Raw genomic sequence first — 21,720 nt, forward strand, 5'->3', positions numbered from 1 at the left:
TTTAATAAGCTTTAACTAATTAATGAACCTATTGGTTCCCCGGCAACAGCTTTGGAAATGTTCCCTTTTTTGAATATATCAAATACCATAATGGGAATATTATTGTCTTTGCAAAGCGCAATTGCAGTACTGTCCATTACTGCAATTTCATCACTAAGAACTTGCTGATAACTAAGAGTAGAAAATTTCTTTGCATCTTGAAATTTATTGGGATCACAATTATATACTCCATCAACTTTGGTAGCCTTCATGACAACTTCAGCATTAATCTCTGCTGCTCTAAGAGCAGCTGTAGTGTCAGTTGTAAAAAATGGGTTTCCGCATCCACCTCCGAAAACCACAACCCTTCCTTTTTCTAGGTGTCTCATGGCTCTTCTTCTAATATAAGGTTCCGCAATTTCTTGCATTTCTATTGCAGTTTGAACTCTAGTTGCTACTCCTACCCTTTCCAAGCCATCTTGAAGTGAAATGGCATTCATTACTGTTGCTAGCATTCCAACATAATCAGCCGTTGCTCTATCCATACCATCTGCAGACCCTTTAAGACCTCTAAAAATATTCCCACCTCCAACAACTATTGCAAGTTGTACATTATTTTCGACTACTTTTGAAACGTCTTCTGCAATTGACTGAACAATAGCAGGATCGATGCCATAAGGTTTTTCACCCATTAGTGCTTCACCACTAAGTTTTAAAAGAACTCTTTTGTAAGTCATTCAATAATCATACTTTTAAGACCTTAGCAAGTAAATGTACCGAATTTATTTTTTGTTCAGATATTGCTTGCGTCTTTAAACATTTCTAAACTTGCCTAAAGAGTATTAAATTAAAATTTGTTTTAACTAGAACTCAACGCACTTTTGCGCTTTTATTCCTTGTTCTTTGAAAGGATGTCTTATAATTGCCATCTCTGTAACTAGATCAGCGTAATTGATAATTGAATCAGATGCTCCTCTTCCAGTTAAAACAACATGATTTTTTCTATTATTTAAGCTTTTTAAAAAGGTAATTATTTCTTCTGAAGCAAGATAGCCAAGTTTTGTGGCTATATTAACTTCATCAAGTATTATAAGTTTATAAGCTTCATTCATGATATATTTTTTGGCCAGTTCCCAAGCTTCCTGAACTAATTTTTCATCCCTAATCCTATCTTGCGTCTCCCAAGTAAATCCCTCTCCTAATGAATGCCAAGATATGTTTGAAGACAAATTTTTAAGTGCCTTTTCTTCTCCGGTATTCCAACCTCCTTTAATAAATTGAATTATTGCCACTTTATAACCGTGCCCTATGGTTCTCAAGGCCATACCTAAAGCTGCAGTTGTTTTACCTTTACCATTCCCAGTAAAGACTATTAATAATCCTTTTTTCGTTTTTCTGATTCGCAGTCTTTCAGCTTGAATATCTTTTCTTTGTTGCATCCTTCTTTTATATAAGCTCTCATCGCTCTCTGGGGATATTTTGCCTCCCATGCCAAGCTCTTTAGCTTGACTATCAAGATTAAATATTTTTTTCTCGGAAGGGAAAGGTTCTTCTTGCATAAAACTATAATTTTATTAAGTAATTATAAATCTTTAAATACTTTTAGATCTCTTAACTTTTAAAAGAGCATTATTAACGGCTTGTTGTTGATCTCTTTTAGTAATCCAGTGGTGATAAGTTTGAGTATGTAGACTAACCGAATGACCCATCATTCTCGCAGCTACAGTATCAGGTAAATCATAAAAGATTGTTCTAACTGCCCAGGCATGCCTGAGATCGTAAGGTTTTATTTGTAAAGAGTAGCGCTTAAACTGGTCTGTAATTTTCTTTCCAATTTTCTGTAAGGTTGTAATCTTAAGATCATTATTAATATTTGGTAGTAGCTCTGGATTTTCACCAAGTTTTGATAATTCGAACTTTTCTACCCATTCAGGATGGAATGGCCAAACTTGATGCTCGCCTGTTTTAGTCGTAGGTAAAACTCTAATAATTTTGTCTCCAAAACTAGTTAGAGAACTTAAATCACAAAAAAATACTTCATGATTTCTCAATCCATATGTTGCCATTAAACCAAAAACAAATTTCCAAGATTTGTTTGGTATCTTCTCCCAAAGTTTCTCTATCACTTCGTCAGTTGGGAGATCCCTAAATCCTGCTTTATTTAAACCATATCCTTTAGAATTTAATTTCCAATCATCTGGAAGTTTAATTTCCAAAAACTTAGCTAAAACACTTAAAGAAGTCGCGCATTGTTTTCTACTTCTGCTTCCTTCTTGATAACTTTCAAGTGTTTTTTGAAATATTTTTTCTAAATCTTCACCAACACATTCATTATAAAAATTGAGGATTCTTTTCATATAAGGTTTGTAAGAACTTCTCCAAGTAGTTTTTCTTGTGCTGCTTAAATATTCACTTTTACTTTCTTTAAAAAAAAATTCCTCAAATTGATTTAATCTATCTGGAAATTTAAAATCATTTTTTAATTCTTTTTTATTGGTGTTAACTATCCAATTAATCCAGTCAAATTGATTTAATTCCAATTGTAAATTGATTAATTGTAATTTTTTCTTGGCTTCCTCTAATCCATATATATCAGCATTCAAACCAAGAGATATTCTCTGAATTTTAAAGTTGCTCTTATCTTCTTTTGAAGGTAATGAACCTCTAATATTCAGTTTCGCTCCTCTTTTTTCAATTCTTAGTTTGCTGCCTTGAGTTGCAAATTTATCATTGACATTATTTATTTCCTGAATTACGTTCATTAACTTATATAATTGTCCTTATAATGACGTTTTTAATGTTGAATTTCAATCTCCATAAATTTTAAATGGATAAAGTAGGCGTCTTACTAATGAATTTAGGAGGGCCTGAACGTATTAATGATGTAGGTCCATTCTTATATAATCTTTTTTCTGATCCAGAGATAATCAGGACCCCTTTTCCTGCTTTTCAGAAACCTTTAGCTTGGTTAATTAGTACGCTTAGAAGTACTACTTCTCAACAAGCTTATCTCTCTATAGGCGGCGGTTCTCCTATAAGAAGGATAACTGAACAACAAGCAAGAGAATTGCAATCTAAATTAAGGGATAAAGGGTTGAATGCTACTACCTATATAGCTATGAGGTATTGGCACCCTTTTACAGAATCAGCAATAGCTGATATGAAAGCAGATGGTATAGATCAAATTGTTGTATTACCTTTGTATCCACATTTTTCTATCAGTACAAGTGGTTCAAGCTTCAGGGAACTAAAAAAATTACGTGATTCTGATAGTGATTTTAAGAAAATTCCTATGAGATGTATAAGAAGTTGGTTCAGTCAAGCAGGTTATTTAAAGTCAATGGTTGAATTGATTTCCGAACAAATTTCACTTTGTGAATCACCTTCTAATGCTCATATATTTTTTACTGCTCATGGAGTTCCTAAGAGTTATGTAGAGGAAGCTGGAGACCCATATAAACAACAAATTGAGGATTGTTCTTTATTGATAATAGATGAGTTGGAAAAATATTTAGGTCATAGCAATTCTTATACACTTTCTTATCAAAGTAGAGTTGGCCCAGTTGAATGGTTGAAGCCTTACACAGAAGAAGTGTTAGAAGATCTTGGAAGGTCTAAAGTCAATGATTTGATTGTTGTCCCCATAAGTTTTGTTGGAGAGCATATTGAAACATTGCAAGAAATTGATATTGAATATAAAGAAATCGCTGAAAAAGCTGGTATAAAAAACTTTCGCAGGGTTAAGGCTTTAAATACTCATCCTACTTTTATTGAGGGTCTTAGTGATCTGGTATTTTCTTGTTTGGAAGGACCTCTTGTTAATATTGAAGAGGCTTCGCAGTTGCCTGAAAAAGTTAAACTTTATCCTCAAGAGAAATGGCAATGGGGTTGGAATAATAGTTCTGAGGTTTGGAATGGGAGAGTTGCCATGATAGTTTTTCTCATACTTTTTATTGAACTCATTTCAGGTTCTGGTCCATTACATAGTTTAGGAATTTTATAAAGATAAATTTATTATTTTTCTTATAAAATTGGAATTTATTGAAAAATTTCTAAATACATTTCTGACATTACATTTCTAAATTAGGCAAAAGTTTTTGATTAAGTTTAAAATTTATAATAATTATTGGATTTTCTTTAGTGACTCTTACTTCGAGATCCTTTTTAAAGGATGGCTCAAAAAATGAACAACCAGTTTGGATAACTGGTGCAGATGCACTAATGGATTCTCTAAAAATTCATGGGGTAAAGGTTATATTTGGATATCCTGGAGGTGCCATATTACCAATATATGATGCGGTTCATAAGGCAGAGCAAGATGGTTGGTTAAAGCACTATATGGTGAGACATGAACAGGGTGGTTCTCATGCGGCTGATGGATATGCAAGATCTACAGGTGAAGTAGGAGTATGTTTTGGAACCTCAGGCCCAGGTGCCACAAATTTGGTTACTGGAATTGCAACTGCTCAAATGGATTCAGTTCCTCTTGTAGTGGTTACAGGTCAAGTTCCAAGACCTGCTATTGGGACTGATGCTTTCCAAGAAACAGACATTTTTGGCATAACTCTTCCAATAGTTAAACACTCATGGGTAATAAGGGATCCTTCAGACATCGCGAAGGTAGTTTCAGAAGCTTTTTTTATTGCCTCTTCTGGTAGACCAGGCCCTGTTTTGATTGATGTACCCAAGGATGTAGGTCAAGAATTCTTTAATTACCAAAGAGTTTTGCCTGGTGAAATTATTCCAAAGGGATTTAAAAGAAATGGAGATATAAATGATTGTGATATCAAAAAAGCAATTAAATTAATAGAGGAGTCTGAAAGACCTCTTCTTTATGTTGGTGGTGGTGCAATATCTTCAGGAGCTCATGATGAAATAAGAACTTTAGCGAATAATTATCACATACCAGTAACTACAACCTTAATGGGAAAGGGTGCTTTTGATGAAAAAGATAACTTATCAGTTGGGATGCTAGGCATGCACGGAACTGCTTACGCAAACTTTGCAGTTACAGAATGTGATCTTTTAGTAGCTATTGGAGCTAGATTTGATGATAGGGTGACAGGAAAATTAGATACTTTTGCTCCTAAGGCAAAGGTCATTCATATAGATATTGACCCAGCAGAAGTTAATAAAAATAGACGTGTCGATGTTGCAATTGTCTCTGACGTTTCAAAAGCTGTTCGTAAAATTAATGAAAAATTTCTTAATAATAAATCTGCTTTTAAGACAAAGAACTGGTTAGAAAAAATAGATTTTTGGAAAAAGAAACATCCTTTGTATGAACCGCCTGAAGAAGGAGAAATTTATCCTCAGGAAGTTCTTTTGAAAGTTAAGGAACTTTCACCGGAAGCTTATGTAACTACAGATGTGGGACAGCATCAGATGTGGGCTGCTCAATATCTTAGGAATTCCCCAAGAAAATGGATCAGTAGTGCAGGATTAGGAACTATGGGTTTTGGATTGCCAGCGGCAATTGGAGTGAAGGCAGCCTTACCTAATTCAGATGTAATTTGTATAGCCGGAGATGCAAGTGTTTTAATGAATATTCAAGAATTAGGTACTTTGTCACATTATGGTTTAAAGGTAAAGTTGATCATCATTAATAATCGCTGGCAAGGGATGGTAAGGCAATGGCAAGAAAGTTTTTATAATGAAAGGTATTCCTCCTCGGATATGAGTTGTGGTGAACCTGATTTCGTAAAACTTGCTGAGTCTTTCGGAGTCAAGGGATATCTAATTTCTGATAGAGAAAATCTACAGAATGAATTGCAACATGCGTTAGATCATGACGGACCTGCCTTGATTAATATTCTTGTTAGAAGAGGTGAGAATTGTTATCCAATGGTACCTCCCGGGAAAAGTAATGCTCAAATGGTTGGATATGTTAATTGTGAAGACTAATTTTTTTTTTAAATTCGACATTTTAAAAAATTAAACTTAAAATAATCAAAAATTTAGATATTTCTGAATTGAAAAATTTATCAAAAATTTTAATTATAATCTGCTTGATTGTTCTCAGCCCTGTAATGGTTGATTCGGCTGAAATTCTTCAAATTAAAAGTTCAGATACTATTTTGGTTGGGGACCAAAATAGGAATTTAACCATTGGATTATTTTGTGTAGATGTAAATGAAAATGATGAGATAGAAGCCATTAATATACTTAAGACTGAGTTCCCAAGGGGAAGCAAAGTAAAAATAAAACCTTTTGGTTTTAAAGAGAATTTATTGTTAGCCAAAGTTTTTAATATTAAAGGTTCAAAGGAGATGACCGAATTATTAGTCGCTAATGACTTAACTAGTGAAATTTGTCCTAGTTAACTATCTCTATGAGCAAATAAAGTTCCATTGCCTCGAGGTTGTTTTGCTCCTTCTCCAGGAATTAAATTCACTTTTTAATTTGTAAGTACATAAATTTGAGATGTTTATATTTGTTTTAGGAATGTTCTCATTTAAAAGTTGTCTATAAGCAGATCTTTTAAGATCAAGTTTGTTTAAATTTTCCTTTTTTAAGTGATTTGAATCACAAAAATAAAAATCTTTTTCAGTGTTGGTCAAATTTACCGTTATTTTTTTGTTTTCGGTCTTTCTATAAAATTCTTTGAGTGTCATTTTATCAACTAGATAATTTTCCTTCGATATCGAGGGCCCTATCGCAACAAGTAAGTCATCTCTACATGTCCCTAAATTATCAAAAATTTTAACCAAATTTTTTATTATTTTTTTTTCTAAACCTTTTCTTCCACAATGCAAGGCTGCTACATTTCTTGTCCTTTTATCGGCAAAAAATATTGGCATGCAATCAGCTGTGTAAATCCATAAGTTTTGATTGAATTTATCACCTACAAGACCATCTGCATCAGTCTTACTTACTTCTTGCGAATTTGATCCAAAAACTACCATATTACTGTGAATTTGATTAGGAATACAATTTATGTAATTTTCATTAAAGTGATTACCTAATAGTTGAAGAAATTCCTTAGAGCTAGACTTCGTAAAGTATGCATGTTTGAAATTATATTTACTAAGAATAGGTGATAAATAATACTCAAACTTTTTGTTTTGAACAAAAATTTCAGCTTTCGAGAAATATATTTCTTTGTAAGGAATAGTTCCTGCTCCCAAACTGAATTTATGAAATTAATTCAATATCTCTCAAGATCCAGAATCCTGCAAATTTTTCAATGTATGGGGTCGACTGTATGGAAATGAATTGATAACCAAAAGAATTTTTTTTATTCTCTAAAAACTTCTTACTTAAAATGTTTGCATCTTTTTCTGGTAAATCTGTTACGAGCCACTTATCGTCTTCTGAAGCTTCTAGGATGAGTTGATTCTTTCTTATAGCCAATTTAATAGGCTCTAAACAACTGAACCAAGCTGAAAGTGCTAGAGATCTATCTTTGCTAAAAAGTCTTAATCCTGGCACTAAATTATTATCATACAAGTCTTTCTTAATTGGGAAAATATCTCCAAATTCCATAGGCCAATTTTCTGCTGATTTTAATTCGCCAATAGATATTTCAGAGATAGTTAAAGCATCACCTCTCACTGCTTCTGGTAAAGGTTTAGGGGAGTTTTCCATTTTGGAAGTGAAATTAGGAGCTAGTACCCCTCTTACATAACCTTTTTCCTTTGGATAAATCTCTTTTTCAAGGAATTCGATTCTATCGAATAAATCGTAAGTTCTTCTACTAACAAGAGCCTCAATACTTGTAGCCTCAAGAGATTTCTTAATGATAGATTTCATTGACGATCTCCAAAACCTAACTATTGAGGGTTTTGCCCAGCCTTCTTTTTTTGCATCATTAATTGCTTCATTTAGTGCCTTTGTAAGCCATACTGAATTAACTTCGTTAGCAGGGCATTTTTTATTCCAAAGAAAAATATTTTCTGTCTTATAACTTCTTTTAGAACAAATAATTAACTCCCATCTTTTTTTTCCATTTGATTCAATAATTGGTCTCGAGTAAAAGTCTAATTCCCAATCTGAAATTTTTAATTCAAGACTTGGTTCTGTTTTATTATTGATACTCATTTATCTTGTTCTTTTTTATCAAAGAGTGCTTTGGTTTTTAGTGCTCTATCTGTAGCTTCTTGCATAACTTTTTGCTTATCAATAATTAATTCTCCGGCAGAGTTTTCTAGGAGTGCTGTATTAAGACCAATGCGCCCTTTTTCGAGATCAATTTCAGATATTAAAGCTTTTATAATTTCCCCTTCTCTAAAAATTTCTCGTAAAGAACGAATCGATCCATTTGTTAGTGAAGATTGATGAAGAAGTCCACTAGCCCCTCCTAAATCAATAAAGAATCCATATGGTTTTACTGCTAAAACTTCCCCTTCAATTAATTGACCCAATTCTAGACTTGTAAGTTTAGAGACTAATGATGCTTTCTTTTCAGAAAGAACTAATTTTCTTGATTCTGGATTCACCTCAAGAAAGGCTACTTTTAAAGTTTTGCCAACAAAAGATTGATGATCTTGACCATTTTCAAGTTGGGATCTTGGGATGAATCCTCTTAATCCATCCACATCACACGTAAGCCCACCTCTATTAAAACCATTAATTAAAACGTCAATTAATTCACCATTTTTTGCGGAACTTGATACTTTCTCCCAACTTTGCCTGAGAATTAATGCCCGAGCGCTCACTGTTACCATCCCATCAGCATTTTGTTCCCTGATAACCAAAACTTCCATTTCAAGGCCAATAGAAAATTTTTCTTTAAAGTTTGTTATGACGCCTAACCCACATTCTTTTTTGGGCATATAACCAGGTGCTTTTCCACCAATATCAATATATAGTCCATCACTTTCGATCGCTATAACCTTCCCTGAAATTGTTTCTCCTGTAGCCCCAATCGGCTCATTTGCATTTAAAGCCTCTAAAAAAGCACTTTCGTCAAAATCGAATTCATCAACTGTTCTTTCTAATTGTAAATCTGTACTTTGCTCAGAAAAATTAAGGGGTCTATTTAAATTTTGTTGTGAAATATCAAAATTCTTAGTGTTTTCATTACTATCCTCAATTTCTTTTACTGAATCATCTTTAAATATTTGAGGTTTGGTAGCAATATTTTCTCTTTTAATTTCTTCTTGCGAATTGGTTTGCTCATTAGTTATCTCTTGAGATTCTTTTTGAGTATCTTTCTTGCTTATATGAAGTACCTGAAGAGGTTTTTTACTGCCCTTTTGTTGGATATTATCTTGGGTATTTTTATTATTGACTCCCATCGTAGGTAAAATAAGAATAATTAATTATTAACATACTCTAAATGTTAGTACTCAAAATTAAAATTAATGAATTTTAAACCAATACCTAATAAATTCGAATATTTAAATTGGCAAGAAATTGAGAGTATTGCAAAAGATAAAAGATCAACAGTGATTTGGCCATTCGGTGCTGTTGAGCAACATGGACCGCATTTGCCTCTTGCTACAGATAGTATTTTTGTTGATGAAATCATTAGCGAAGTTTTTAAATTATTCTCTCCAGATATTCCATTAAAAAAACTTCCAACTCAATATATTGGTTTTTCTCCTGAACATAAGGGTTTTGCAGGTACAATTTCACTTTCCTCGAATTTAATAACCTCAATGATTAAGGAAGTTGGAGGTCAATTATCTGAAATGGGTTTTAAAAGATTGATAATGATTAATGGGCATGGAGGTCAAATCTCACTTCTAAACACAGCTGCAAGAGAGCTAAGAAGTTTCGCACCTGGGATGGCAGTTTTCCCTTGTTTCTTATGGAGTGGTGTTAATGGACTAAATGAATTGTTAACAAAAACGGAGATAGAGGATGGATTGCATGCTTCTTTAGCTGAGACAAGTTTGATGCTTGCTCTAAAACCAGAATTAGTAGGTGATGAACGTCCAAATGAGGGTATTAAAGGTCAGATCCCAGAAGGCTGGAGTCTAGAGGGTAATGCGCCTACTGCTTGGCTTACCGACGACTTCAGTAAATCAGGTGTTATAGGCGATAGCAGAGGAGCAAATGAGTCTTTAGGAAAAAATTTAAAGGAATTATTGATTAATCATTGGTTCAAATTGATTATGAATCTGATGCAATCAGATTGGCCAAACAATTCTTAAATAAGTCATTAGTAAAAAATGTGACTTAACAATTGAAACTATTTTCATGATATTTAAATAAACTCTCTATAATAATGTAATATTCATGCATAATGAGCTAAAGACTACCGACATGCAAACTCTAGAATCAAATAAAAAAGCTATTGAAGAATCGACTAATCCTATTTCTCTGGATTTACCCGATTTCACTACAGATTCTTACAAGGATGCATACAGCAGAATAAATGCAATTGTTATAGAGGGAGAGCAAGAGGCTCATGATAATTACATTTCAATAGCAACTTTAATTCCAAATGAGTTAGAGGAGTTAACTAAATTGGCGAGAATGGAAATGAAGCATAAAAAAGGCTTCACTGCATGTGGAAGAAATTTAGGTGTAGTAGCTGATATGGAATTTGCTAAAAAATTCTTTTCTAAATTACATGGTAATTTTCAAGTTGCTCTTGAAAAAGGAAATTTAACGACCTGTCTTTTAATACAAGCCATCTTAATTGAAGCATTTGCAATTTCTGCTTATAACGTCTACATAAGAGTTGCGGATCCTTTTGCAAAAAAAATAACAGAGGGAGTGGTTAAAGATGAATATCTTCATTTAAATTATGGTCAAGAGTGGCTTAAAGAGAATTTATCTACTTGTAAAGAGGAATTAATGGAAGCTAATAAGGTTAATCTTCCGTTAATTAAAAAGATGTTAGATGAAGTAGCAGATGACGCATCAGTTTTAGCTATGGACAGAGAAGAATTAATGGAAGAATTTATGATTGCGTATCAAGATACATTGATGGAAATAGGTCTAGATAATAGAGAAATTGCAAGAATGGCTATGGCAGCTATCGTCTAATTATATTTCTAATTAATTAAGTCTTTTTAATAATTAATCAATCCTATTTAAGTAGTTACCTCTGTGCTATTGTTCATAACATCGTATAGAAACCATTTATAAATTTTAAATGTTTGGGTTAATAGGCCACTCAACCAGTTTTGAAGATGCAAAAAGAAAAGCTTCGATGTTAGGCTTTGATCATATTGCTGATGGCGACTTGGATGTTTGGTGTACTGCTCCTCCTCAGCTTGTTGAAAATGTAGAAGTTAAGAGTGCTACTGGAATATCTATTGAAGGTTCTTATATAGATTCGTGCTTTGTTCCTGAAATGCTTTCTAGGTTTAAAACGGCTAGAAGAAAAGTACTAAATGCTATGGAACTAGCTCAGAAAAAAGGGATTAACATTACCGCTTTAGGAGGATTTACTTCTATTATTTTTGAAAATTTTAATCTTCTACAGCATAAACAAATTAGAAATACTTCATTAGAGTGGGAAAGGTTTACTACAGGCAATACTCACACCGCCTGGGTTATTTGTAAGCAACTAGAAATAAATGCTCCTCGCATTGGAATTGATCTTAAAAAAGCAACCGTTGCTGTAATTGGTGCTACAGGTGACATTGGTAGTGCTGTATGTAGGTGGCTTATCAATAAAACTGGGATTTCAGAACTTCTTATGGTAGCAAGACAACAAGAACCATTAGCTCTGCTACAGAAAGAGTTAGATGGTGGCACCATCACAAGTTTAGATGAGGCATTGCCTCAGGCGGATATTGTTGTATGGGTTGCAAGCATGCCTAAAACTATAGAAATTAACACTGATAATTTGAGAAAACCATGTTTAATGATTGATGGCGGATACCCAAAAAATCTTGATGAGAAATTTCAGGGTGAAAATATTCATGTTTTAAAAGGGGGTATAGTAGAGTTTTTTAATGATATAGGTTGGAATATGATGGAACTTGCAGAAATGCAAAACCCTCAGAGAGAGATGTTTGCTTGCTTTGCAGAAGCTATGATTTTAGAATTTGAAAAGTGTCATACGAACTTTAGTTGGGGAAGAAATAATATTTCTCTTGAAAAGATGGAATTTATTGGAGCAGCTTCTTTAAAACATGGGTTTTCTGCTATTGGACTTGATAAACACCCTAAAGTATTGACTGTCTGAATTATGGCTAAACGTTACCTTCTTGATTTTGAAAAGCCTCTTGTTGAACTTGAGAAGCAGATAGAGCAAATTAAAGAATTAGCTCGAGATTCAGAAGTTGATGTTAGTCAACAGCTTCTACAGCTTGAGACCTTAGCTGCCAGGAGAAGAGAAGAAATATTTAAATCTCTAACTCCTGCGCAAAAGATACAGGTGGCTAGACATCCTCAAAGACCCAGCACTCTGGATTTTGTTCAAATGTTTTGTGATGACTGGATTGAATTACATGGAGACAGAAACGGAGGCGATGATATGGCACTAATTGGAGGAATAGGTTCAATAAATAATAGACCAGTGTTGATGTTAGGGCATCAGAAAGGAAGGGACACCAAAGAAAATGTAGTAAGAAACTTTGGGATGGCCAAACCAGGAGGTTACAGAAAAGCTCTTAGATTAATGCAGCATGCAAATAGATTTTCCTTGCCAATTCTGACATTTATTGATACTCCTGGAGCTTATGCTGGTTTAAAAGCTGAAGAACAGGGGCAAGGGGAGGCAATTGCAAGAAACCTAAGAGAGATGTTTGGAATGCAAGTCCCAATCGTGGCTACTGTCATTGGAGAAGGCGGTTCAGGAGGTGCACTTGGAATAGGTGTTGCCGATAAGTTACTAATGTTTGAACACAGTGTATATACAGTTGCTAGTCCAGAAGCATGTGCATCAATTTTGTGGAGAGATGCTGCAAAAGCGCCAGAAGCTGCATCAGCACTTAAGATTACAGGTAAAGATTTACTTAAATTGGGGATAATAGATGAAGTATTACCAGAACCTTCTGGGGGAAATAATTGGGCTCCTTTAGAAGCAGGCAATACACTAAAGAAGGCTATCGAGAAGCACCTTAATGCATTGCTAGAAATGACTAAAGATGAACTCATTGAGGAAAGATATAAAAAATTTAGGGTTCTAGGTAAATTTATCGAAGCAAATAATATTGAAGAGATTTATAGTGAAGTTCCTCAAAAAACTGAATAAATTGAAATTAGCTTTTATAACTGGCGCTACAAAAGGTATTGGTAGATCTACCGCAATTACTTTCGCAAATGCAGGCTGGGATTTAATTTTACTTTCCAGGAATATGGATTTAATGGAGAAACTTAAGGCTGAACTATTAACTACTAGATCAAAAATTAGTCTGGTTAAATGTGATTTATCTAATCCTCAAGAAATAGAATATTGTGTTAAACGGGCAATTGAGAAATATGGTTGCCCTTCAGTCTTGATAAATAATGCCGGCTGTGCATTCAATGGGTCCTTAGTTGAAATGAATCTAGGTCAATGGGAACAAACTATTCAAATAAATCTCACAAGTATTTTTCAAATTTGTCGCTCAGTCATTCCTCAAATGAGAAAAAATGGTGGTTTAGTTATTAATGTTAGTAGTCATGCCTCTTATAATGCATTCCCCCAATGGGGAGCTTATTGTGTTTCAAAATCTGCACTAGGGATGTTTACTAAATGCTTGAGGGAAGAAGAAAGATCTAATTCAATAAGAGCGTGTACAATAACTCTTGGTTCAGTAAATACTCCTCTTTGGGACTCCGAGTCAATTAATTCTGATTTTGATAGAACTTCTATGCTCTCCCCAAGCGAGGTATCAAATACTATTTTATATATGGCTCAAAAACCTGAATCACAATTGATAGAGGACTTGACTTTGATGCCTTCTGGTGGAGCCTTTTAAACATTCTGTTTATCTGATTAATCCTAAAATAGTGATTTTTTTTAGTGCTTTTTGAACCCGATTGAACAAGAGAATGTGATATAGTAGATTAGCAATTAAGCTTTTGGAAGATACAGTTAATCAAGTTGTATACAATTTTCTGTTTAGAATTTTATGACCTCTACATTACCCAACGATAATATTAGAAACTTTGACGACCAGATTACTAATAAACTAATTTCTGAAATTATAAGAGACAGAATTAAGAATTCTGGTACAAGATTTAGTGCTAACGATAATATTTCTGATTTTATAAATCCTGGTGAATTAGAAATTTTAGAAAAAGAAGTAGCCTCAAGAGTTAAAGACTTACTAAAGTCCCTCGTAATTGATGTTGAGAATGACCATAATACTCAAGAAACTGCTGAAAGAGTCTCAAAAATGTATCTAAATGAAGTTTTTAAAGGTAGATATCATGAACAACCTAAAGTTACAAGTTTCCCTAATGACAAGAATCTTGATGAAATCTATACAGTTGGTCCAATTTCTGTAAGATCTGCATGTTCACATCATTTAGTTCCAATTCTAGGAGAGTGTTGGATAGGTATTAAACCTGGAAATAAAGTTATAGGGCTTTCAAAATTTGCTAGGGTTGCTGATTGGGTTTTTTCAAGACCCCATATTCAGGAAGAAGCTGTAATGATTCTTGCAGATGAAATCGAAAAACTGTGTGAACCTAAAGGTTTAGGTATTATTGTAAAGGCCCAACATTATTGTATGAAGTGGAGGGGAGTTAAAGAACCAAATACAAGTATGATTAATTCTGTAGTAAGAGGTGATTTCAGGCACGATTTAAGTTTAAAACAAGAATTTTTTGAGCTTGTAAAACAGCAGTCCGCTACTAATAATTACTAATTTCTTTTTAAAAACTTAAATAGTTCCTCTGTTTTTTTTATATCTTTAAAACCTGGGGATGTTTCAATACTGCTAGAAATGTCTAGTCCATTTGGTTTGACTTCATTTAAAATTTCATCAATCCATTTAATTGATATTCCACCTGCTAACCACCAAGGTTTGGTAAATTGCAGATTCTTTAGATAAGTAGATTTTATTTTTTCCCCTGAACCTCCATAAGTTTTTTCATTCCAAGAATCAAGTAGTATTGCATCTACAAAATCTTCAAAAGGTTTTATTTTATCCAAGTCTTGTTTTGTTTTTATCCTGAAAGCCTTCCATATGCCAATATTTGGAATTTTTTCTCTTATTTTTTTGCAGTAATCAATATCTTCATCTCCATGTAATTGAATGATAGTTTCACTTGGGTTGCCTAAGAAGTCTTTGATAATTAAATCTATAGGACAATTTTGGACAACGGTTACTCTATCGATTTTTGGATAAAAGCTTTCCAAGGTTTTAAATATTTTTTTCTTAATTTCAGCTGAGACATACCTAGGGGACTCCTCAACCGAAATAATGCCTATAGCATTCGCTCCTAATTTAGCGACTTGAATAGCTTGTTCTTCAGACGTTAGTCCACAAATTTTAACTAGAGGATTAGTCTTGGGCATATCATTATCCTGCGTGTAAAATTGATATTATTGCTAAATATAGCGGAGATTATTTTTGAGAAGTTGGCAAATTTTTAAAATGTGGGGAATTCCCTTCAAAATTCATCCCTATTGGTTTGTTATTCTCTTTTTATTCTCATGGAGCATAAGTAATCAGGTCAATTTATCTTCTAGCGATATATACAATACTAAAGAAGCTTGGATTATAGGGGTTTTGACTTCTTTTTTCTTATTATCTTCTATTATTTCCCATGAGGTTTTACATACCTTTGTTTCCTTAAATCAGGGTGTAAAAATAAAGAAAATTACTTTTTATTTTCTCGGAGCAATTTTACAAATAGATAAGTATTGTCAAACGGCTATAGGTAATATAAAAATCGCAATTGTTAGACCCCTATTATGTTTCGCTACAGCATTTATCCTACTTTTAATTAGTAATTATAATGCATCTCAAGACATAATATCTATCAATATTATTTCTAGAGTAGGTATATTAAATTTATTCTTAGGTTTCTTAAATTTGATTCCTATAGGTTCTTTAGATGGAGGAAATTTATTAAAAAGCATTATTTGGTATTTCTCAGGTAGTAAAAACAAAGGAAGAAAATTTCTCAACAAAGTAAATTTATCTTTATCTTTTTTAGTTCTCATATTTGGGATAATTTGTTTGTTTAGATTTAACTTTTACTATGGTTTTATTCTTTCTTTTTTAGGATTATTTGGAGTTAATTCTTCAAAGTCAGAAAGTCAATTTTTTAAAATTGAAAACATACTAAAATTTAGTAAAGTTTCTGAGCTTAAATTAAAGCCTTTAAGAAAAATTGAATTCGATTCTAATTTCTCACAATTAAATACTTCAATAAAGAATAAAAAAGATGCATCAGATAAATATTTTTTTGTTACGAATAATGGAAGATGGACTGGTTTTGTTGATGTGACAATCTTAAAAAAAGTATCCATAAAAAAATGGGATCGCAAATTTGTTGGAGATTTTAAGAAGCCAATCGATAGTTTTGTTAGTGTATATAATGACGATAAATTATGGAAAACTATAGAGAAAATTGAAGAAACAAGAGAAGGTTTTTTATTGGTTCTCAATGCTGCAAATATCCCTTTAGGGATAATTGATAGGTCTAAAATTGGAAACTTCGTATTGAATAAATTAGGATTTAATTTGCCATCTGAGATTGTCAACAAATTAAATTACAAAAATCAATATCCGTTGGGAATTCAATTGCCAAAAATTATTAATTCAATGAAGCAGAAAGGAGATCTTTAAGAATCTGTGTCACAATAATTTTTAATATTTTTATTATCTATTACTATATTTGTGAACTTTATATTTGATTTATTCTCCAAGAATGAATTTCTTAAATGCTGAACTATTTCATCATTTGTTAGGTCTATATTCATTTTTGGTGGAGCTTCTTCTTTAAATAATTTGAACCATAAATCTTTTGAAGGATTTGTTTGAATCTCTCCATGTTGAAGGAATGCACCTTTTTTACGAAATTGAGCACTTCCTATTCTCTTAAAACCATCTTGATCAACTAAATCAGAAATCAATGAAGTCCCAAAACAATTTGTTTTAATGCGTGATTTTCTTGAATTACCATATTGCAATTTTAGACCTAATTCTCTAAAACTTTTAATTAACCAATTATTAACCATTTCATAACTTAAGATTTTATAGTAAGTTTTTTTAAATGTTAATGCATACGTTATGCCTCCTGAATGCAAAACAGCTCCCCCCCCAGAGGGACGTCTGACAATATTAACTTCTCCTTTTGATAATAAATTTTTCCAATGAACAGGAATTTCCTTTTGGTGATATCCAATTGAAATCCAATCCCCAGTCCAATAGTAGAAGCGCAATGTGAGAATTATTTCAGGATTCGAATTTGTCTGATCTAAAGATTTTAAATCTAAAGCCATTTGATCAAATCCAGGCAAATTATTTGTCGAAAAAATTAAAGCCTGATTTTCTATTCCCAAAATTAACTTTGTAGTTTTATTTATGATAATTTTCAATAAATTTTTTCTTTCAATTTGTTAATTACGTAACATCATTTTGTAATAGTGTTTCAAATTCCCTCTTTTCAGAGGAGAATATAGGAAATATTTTTTTTAACATGGAGCCAACTCAAACAATAAATCTAATTGCATTAAGCCTCATAGTAGTTATGCATGCAGGAGTTTTAGCACTAAGACTAGGAATTAGTTTAGGTAGGAACTAAAATCTATTAGTAAAATTTAAAATTATAAGGTAATAATATAATGAGACTAAATTGATTTATTCAATAAAAATATCAATTTCCAAATGTGTCAAAATCTTTTTATAAAAATAGTATTGTTTACAAAAATTATCTAGGGTCTAGATTTATAAAAAGACAGCAGAAACAGTATAATTCTGTGTCTTTAATTTTTTTAATTATAAAATTTTGCTTTTCCCTTTTAGCAATAATAAGCTTGATTAAACTAGGCTATAGCTCAAAAGTAAGGCTGACCAGATTAAGGGAAATTCAAGACTCATTCTCATATGAAAAATATAGATTTAATGTTTTAACAAATAAGTTTGATGATTTATTTTCATCTGAAGGTGAGCAAAGATTTATGAAGGATCAGGATCAGATAATTTCTAGGGACATTATCAGAGTAATATGGCGTTGATAAGGATGATCTTGAATCATTCTTTTCATTTTCTATTAACTTTTTTCTAGTGAGTAAGAACATTAAGGGTTTAGTCCTAATAACAGGAACAACTTCAGGAGTTGGATTAAATACTCTAAAACCTCTATTAAGATTTGGATGGGAGGTTATAGCGGTTAATCGATCAAATAAAAGAGCTACAAAAATAGCTGAGGAATTCTTGACAGAAGAGGAAATTAAAAATGTTAACTTTATAGAAATAGATCTTTCTAACTTGGATGATGTGAGAAAAGGTTGCAAAGAAATATTAGAAAGATTTAAAAAACCAATAAATTCTCTTATTTGTAATGCGGCAGTTTATAAGCCGAGACTAAAGAGACCTGAAAGATCTCCTCAGGGTTTTGAAAACTCTATGGCAGTAAATCATTTTGGTCATTTTCTTATGATAAACCTTCTTATCGAAAATATTTTATCTTCAGAAAGAGAAATTGTTTTAAATGGCAAATCTACGGTATTCAAGCCGAGAATAACAGTATTGGGGACTGTTACGGCTAATTATTCAGAACTTGGAGGAAGGATCCCGATCCCTGCTCCAGCTGATTTGGGAGATTTATCTGGATTTAAAAATGGTTTTTTATCTCCAATAAGTATGGCAAATGGAAAGAAATTCAAACCTGGCAAGGCTTATAAGGATAGTAAACTTTGTAATATGGTAACCGTTCAGGAATTATCAAAAAGATATCCTGAAGAGAAAATTATTGTAAATTCTCTATATCCTGGATGTGTTGCTGATACAAAACTTTTTAGAGATACTCCTTGGTTATTTAGATTCCTTTTCCCGATCTTTCAAAAATTCATAACAAAAGGATATGTTTCACAAAGATTGGCAGGGGAGAGGGTCGCTCAAGTGGCAACTTATAAAGAATTTGCTAAACCATCAGTCCATTGGAGCTGGGGTAATCGACAAAAAACTGGTAGAAAAGCTTTTTCTCAAAAGTTGTCAAAAAGAATAATTGATACGAAGACTTCTAAACAAACTTATGATCTAACAAGCAAATTGGTTGGATTAGATTAATTTAGACTAATCAAATCCTAGTAAATCAAAAATTTCTCTATCTTTAAGCGGATTTCCTTCTAAAGGTTCTACGTTTGTAAGCATATTTTGGGCAAGAGATAAATATTCATTTTGAACTTCAATAACATCTTCAGTTGGTTCCATTTCAAAAATAGTACATTTTTTTAGCCTTGATCTTCTGATGGCGTCGACATCTTTAAAATGAGCCATAGTTTTTAAACCTGTTCTTTCATTGAATTTATCAATTTGGTCTGTATCTTTTGATCTATTGGCGACTACCCCACCTAATCTCACTTTATAATTTTTTGCTTTTGCTTTGATTGCTGAGACTATTCTATTCATGGCGAATATTGAATCAAAGTCATTAGCAGTAACAATTAGACAGTAATTTGCATGTTGCAATGGAGCTGCAAATCCACCACAAACAACGTCTCCAAGGACATCAAAAATAACAACGTCAGTATCTTCTAATAAGTGATGTTCTTTTAATAACTTAACTGTTTGCCCGGTTACATATCCTCCGCACCCTGTCCCAGCAGGAGGGCCTCCGCTTTCGACGCACATTACTCCATTAAAACCTTCAAACATAAAATCAGTTGGCCTCAATTCTTCGCTATGAAAATCTACCTCTTCGAGAATATCTATAACTGTAGGAACCATTTTGTGCGTCAAAGTGAAGGTACTATCGTGTTTGGGATCACATCCAATTTGAAGAACCTTTTTACCTAACTTTGAGAATGCTGCAGAAAGGTTTGATGATGTAGTTGATTTTCCGATACCACCCTTCCCATACACGGCAATCACTAAAGCCCCTTCTTCGATATTTATTTTTGGATCTTGCTTTACTTGAACACTTCCTTCTCCATCAGGAGGTCTGTTTATAGTACTTGTCATTTAAAGCTTAAAACACATTATTATTTATATTCTTGCAGCGTAGATACACATGAAATATATTTCTAAACAAATATTTATTTAATTGTATTAAAAGTGGGTAATATGTTCTTATAACTGAATTTTTAGGATTAAATCTTTTAGATTATGAGTGAAAATACTCATGACTTAATTATAATTTACTAGTACAAATTTAACTGAAATATGCTTTAGCATCGTAAAGAGTTTCATCGCTTATCTCTGGAATTCCTCTCAAGATTGCGTATTTTTCAGTATTTGTTTTAACTTTACCTCTTACAAAAAATGGAACTTTTGTTAATTCAGCTCTACCAGATTCAGTCCAGATAATTCCTTCTTTACTATTTTTTTCTTTTTTCTCCTCAGAATTTAAAATGTTATTTGTGTTTGTCGCTGTATGCCCTAAATGGCTTTGATGACCATCAACAAACTCAAAGTCATGTTTGAACATATCAATAAGATGCTCTTCTAAGCCCATCATTAGGGGATGTACCCAGTCATCAAAAATCACATTTGCTCCTTCCCATCCCATTTGAGGGCTATATCTTGCAGGAACATCTTGAACATGCATTGGAGTACTAATTACTGAGCATGGAATTCCGAGTCTTTTTGCACTATGCCTTTCCATTTGGGTCCCTAAAACTAGTTCAGGGGCGGTCTTTTTCATGGCATCTTCCACTTCTAGATAATTGTTAGTTATCAGAGCTTCTACATTTAGATCTTTTGCAGTAGCTCTTACTTGCCTAGCCATCTCCCTGCTGTATGTTCCAAGACCCACTACTTCAAAACCCAATTCTTCCTTAGCAATTTTGGCTGCTGCAATTGCATGTGTTCCATCACCAAAAATAAAAACTCTTTTACCAGTTAGATAATTAGAGTCAACTGATTTTGAGTACCAAGGAAGTTTTGATTTATTTTCTAATTCTTCTTTATTCGTTAAAGGAAGATCTAATTTTTCATGAACTTCATTTATAAATTCAATTGTATTTTTTATTCCAATAGGAATAGTATTCGTATATTCCATTCCAAAGTTCCGTTTAAGCCACTCACATGAAGCTTCAGCAATTTCTTGATAAAGACAGATATTAATTTCAGCATCAATTAGTCTTTCAATATCATCAGGACTAGCACCTAATGGAGCAACTACGTTTGTATCTATACCTTGTTCCGAAAGGATGCGTTGGATTTCGATTACATCATCTCTGCATCTAAATCCTAGTAATGAAGGGCCAAGTATATTAACTTTTGGTCTCCTACCTAATTCCCTCCACCTAAGGGGATTTATTTTGTCTGAAGAACTTACTTTTTCTTTTAAAAGGGTTCTTGTTAGTTGATAAAAGGTTTCTGAGGCCCCCCAATTTTCTTTCTTGCTATAAGCAGGTAATTCAAGATTAACAATCGGCATATCAAACCCCATCCCTTTTGCAAGTGCTCCAGGTTGGTCTTGGATAAGTTCTGCTGTACAACTTTCTCCGACTAAAAGAGTTTTGGGTTTGAATCGTTCAACCGCTTCCTTAATATTTTTCTTCACTAATTCTGCTGTATCGCCTCCAAGGTCTCTAGCCTGAAAAGTTGTATAAGTTACTGGAGGCCTTTGCCCCCTCCTCTCGATCATGGTAAAGAGAAGATCTGCATATGTATCTCCTTGGGGGGCATGAAGCACATAATGAATGTCTTTCATTGACGAGGCAATTCTCATAGCACCAACATGTGGTGGTCCTTCATACGTCCAAAGAGTTAATTCCATAGT

22 protein-coding genes are annotated in these 21,720 nt (G+C 33.0%); 12 read left to right on the forward strand and 10 right to left on the reverse strand.

The genetic code is table 11. The features are described from left to right. Window positions 1-11 precede the first annotated feature (11 nt). The 3 genes from JJ844_06375 to JJ844_06385 all read right to left on the reverse strand — a co-directional run bounded on the left by JJ844_06375 (window position 12) and on the right by JJ844_06385 (window position 2,741). Window positions 12-716 (reverse strand): UMP kinase, encoded by a 705-nt coding sequence (locus JJ844_06375; protein ID MBO6975297.1) that lies wholly within the window; start codon window positions 714-716, stop codon window positions 12-14. A 126-nt stretch (window positions 717-842) separates the two neighbouring features. Next, window positions 843-1,538, reverse strand: coding sequence for a cob(I)yrinic acid a,c-diamide adenosyltransferase (gene cobO, locus JJ844_06380; GenBank protein MBO6975298.1), 696 nt, complete (start codon window positions 1,536-1,538; stop codon window positions 843-845). Window positions 1,539-1,571: 33 nt separating this feature from the next. After that, entirely contained in the window at window positions 1,572-2,741 is a 1,170-nt protein-coding gene (locus tag JJ844_06385) for a site-specific integrase (GenBank protein MBO6975299.1), read from the reverse strand. A 65-nt stretch (window positions 2,742-2,806) separates the two neighbouring features. Here JJ844_06385 and JJ844_06390 point away from each other — a divergent pair, with 65 nt between their 5' ends. The 3 genes from JJ844_06390 to JJ844_06400 all read left to right on the forward strand — a co-directional run bounded on the left by JJ844_06390 (window position 2,807) and on the right by JJ844_06400 (window position 6,302). Continuing rightward, window positions 2,807-3,982, forward strand: a complete 1,176-nt coding sequence (locus JJ844_06390; protein MBO6975300.1) for a ferrochelatase — start codon at window positions 2,807-2,809, stop codon at window positions 3,980-3,982. Window positions 3,983-4,119: 137 nt separating this feature from the next. Further along, the gene (ilvB, locus tag JJ844_06395) at window positions 4,120-5,883 is read left to right on the forward strand and encodes a biosynthetic-type acetolactate synthase large subunit (protein MBO6975301.1); all 1,764 of its coding nucleotides are present in this window, start codon (window positions 4,120-4,122) and stop codon (window positions 5,881-5,883) included. Between the two features lie 68 nt (window positions 5,884-5,951). Continuing rightward, window positions 5,952-6,302: a hypothetical protein gene (locus tag JJ844_06400; protein MBO6975302.1), complete on the forward strand. Its 351-nt coding sequence runs from the start codon at window positions 5,952-5,954 to the stop codon at window positions 6,300-6,302. Between the two features lie 6 nt (window positions 6,303-6,308). Here the strand turns inward: JJ844_06400 and pgeF are convergent, their stop codons facing one another. From pgeF to JJ844_06415, 3 genes are read right to left on the reverse strand one after another with little or no spacing between them, the layout of a single operon-like run. Next, the gene (pgeF, locus tag JJ844_06405; GenBank protein ID MBO6975303.1) at window positions 6,309-7,055 is read right to left on the reverse strand and encodes a peptidoglycan editing factor PgeF; all 747 of its coding nucleotides are present in this window, start codon (window positions 7,053-7,055) and stop codon (window positions 6,309-6,311) included. A 58-nt stretch (window positions 7,056-7,113) separates the two neighbouring features. Continuing rightward, complete coding sequence (locus JJ844_06410) at window positions 7,114-8,019, reverse strand: Tab2/Atab2 family RNA-binding protein (GenBank protein MBO6975304.1); 906 nt, start codon at window positions 8,017-8,019, stop codon at window positions 7,114-7,116. Continuing rightward, window positions 8,016-9,218, reverse strand: a complete 1,203-nt coding sequence (locus tag JJ844_06415) for a S1 RNA-binding domain-containing protein (protein ID MBO6975305.1) — start codon at window positions 9,216-9,218, stop codon at window positions 8,016-8,018. Before JJ844_06415 ends, JJ844_06410 begins: the two co-directional genes overlap by 4 nt. A gap of 66 nt (window positions 9,219-9,284) precedes the next feature. Here JJ844_06415 and JJ844_06420 point away from each other — a divergent pair, with 66 nt between their 5' ends. The 6 genes from JJ844_06420 (at window position 9,285) to JJ844_06445 (ending at window position 14,684) form a co-directional block, all read left to right on the forward strand. Continuing rightward, the gene (locus tag JJ844_06420; GenBank protein ID MBO6975306.1) at window positions 9,285-10,079 is read left to right on the forward strand and encodes a creatininase family protein; all 795 of its coding nucleotides are present in this window, start codon (window positions 9,285-9,287) and stop codon (window positions 10,077-10,079) included. Between the two features lie 112 nt (window positions 10,080-10,191). Further along, on the forward strand, window positions 10,192-10,920 hold the full coding sequence (locus JJ844_06425) for an aldehyde oxygenase (deformylating) (protein ID MBO6975307.1): 729 nt from the start codon (window positions 10,192-10,194) through the stop codon (window positions 10,918-10,920). A gap of 109 nt (window positions 10,921-11,029) precedes the next feature. After that, the gene (locus JJ844_06430; protein ID MBO6975308.1) at window positions 11,030-12,070 is read left to right on the forward strand and encodes a long-chain acyl-[acyl-carrier-protein] reductase; all 1,041 of its coding nucleotides are present in this window, start codon (window positions 11,030-11,032) and stop codon (window positions 12,068-12,070) included. Between the two features lie 3 nt (window positions 12,071-12,073). Further along, window positions 12,074-13,081 carry an acetyl-CoA carboxylase carboxyltransferase subunit alpha gene (locus tag JJ844_06435; GenBank protein ID MBO6975309.1) on the forward strand — a complete coding sequence of 336 codons (1,008 nt, stop codon included), beginning with the start codon at window positions 12,074-12,076 and terminating at the stop codon, window positions 13,079-13,081. Then, entirely contained in the window at window positions 13,056-13,790 is a 735-nt protein-coding gene (locus tag JJ844_06440) for an SDR family oxidoreductase (GenBank protein ID MBO6975310.1), read from the forward strand. The genes JJ844_06435 and JJ844_06440 overlap by 26 nt, the downstream gene beginning before the upstream one ends. Before the next feature lie 153 nt (window positions 13,791-13,943). Then, window positions 13,944-14,684 carry a GTP cyclohydrolase I gene (locus JJ844_06445; protein ID MBO6975311.1) on the forward strand — a complete coding sequence of 247 codons (741 nt, stop codon included), beginning with the start codon at window positions 13,944-13,946 and terminating at the stop codon, window positions 14,682-14,684. Here the strand turns inward: JJ844_06445 and JJ844_06450 are convergent. Continuing rightward, on the reverse strand, window positions 14,681-15,337 hold the full coding sequence (locus JJ844_06450) for a phosphoribosylanthranilate isomerase (GenBank protein ID MBO6975312.1): 657 nt from the start codon (window positions 15,335-15,337) through the stop codon (window positions 14,681-14,683). The two genes, JJ844_06445 and JJ844_06450, sit on opposite strands and share 4 nt — an antisense overlap. Before the next feature lie 55 nt (window positions 15,338-15,392). Here JJ844_06450 and JJ844_06455 point away from each other — a divergent pair, with 55 nt between their 5' ends. After that, on the forward strand, window positions 15,393-16,616 hold the full coding sequence (locus JJ844_06455; GenBank protein MBO6975313.1) for a site-2 protease family protein: 1,224 nt from the start codon (window positions 15,393-15,395) through the stop codon (window positions 16,614-16,616). Here JJ844_06455 and JJ844_06460 read toward each other — a convergent pair. Next, window positions 16,613-17,368: a protein ligase gene (locus JJ844_06460; GenBank protein ID MBO6975314.1), complete on the reverse strand. Its 756-nt coding sequence runs from the start codon at window positions 17,366-17,368 to the stop codon at window positions 16,613-16,615. The two genes, JJ844_06455 and JJ844_06460, sit on opposite strands and share 4 nt — an antisense overlap. Window positions 17,369-17,469: 101 nt before the next feature. Here JJ844_06460 and JJ844_06465 point away from each other — a divergent pair, with 101 nt between their 5' ends. Both JJ844_06465 and JJ844_06470 read left to right on the forward strand, forming a co-directional pair. Continuing rightward, complete coding sequence (locus JJ844_06465) at window positions 17,470-17,574, forward strand: photosystem I reaction center subunit XII (GenBank protein MBO6975315.1); 105 nt, start codon at window positions 17,470-17,472, stop codon at window positions 17,572-17,574. Window positions 17,575-18,056: 482 nt separating this feature from the next. Next, entirely contained in the window at window positions 18,057-19,061 is a 1,005-nt protein-coding gene (locus JJ844_06470) for a protochlorophyllide reductase (GenBank protein MBO6975316.1), read from the forward strand. 6 nt (window positions 19,062-19,067) lie between these two features. Here JJ844_06470 and JJ844_06475 read toward each other — a convergent pair whose 3' ends face one another. Both JJ844_06475 and JJ844_06480 read right to left on the reverse strand, forming a co-directional pair. Continuing rightward, window positions 19,068-19,955 carry a ferredoxin:protochlorophyllide reductase (ATP-dependent) iron-sulfur ATP-binding protein gene (locus JJ844_06475; GenBank protein ID MBO6975317.1) on the reverse strand — a complete coding sequence of 296 codons (888 nt, stop codon included), beginning with the start codon at window positions 19,953-19,955 and terminating at the stop codon, window positions 19,068-19,070. A gap of 190 nt (window positions 19,956-20,145) precedes the next feature. Next, window positions 20,146-21,717 carry a ferredoxin:protochlorophyllide reductase (ATP-dependent) subunit B gene (locus JJ844_06480; protein ID MBO6975318.1) on the reverse strand — a complete coding sequence of 524 codons (1,572 nt, stop codon included), beginning with the start codon at window positions 21,715-21,717 and terminating at the stop codon, window positions 20,146-20,148. Window positions 21,718-21,720: the final 3 nt, after the last annotated feature.

Source organism: Prochlorococcus marinus CUG1435 (assembly GCA_017644375.1).
Lineage (GTDB): Bacteria > Cyanobacteriota > Cyanobacteriia > PCC-6307 > Cyanobiaceae > Prochlorococcus_A > Prochlorococcus_A marinus_AH.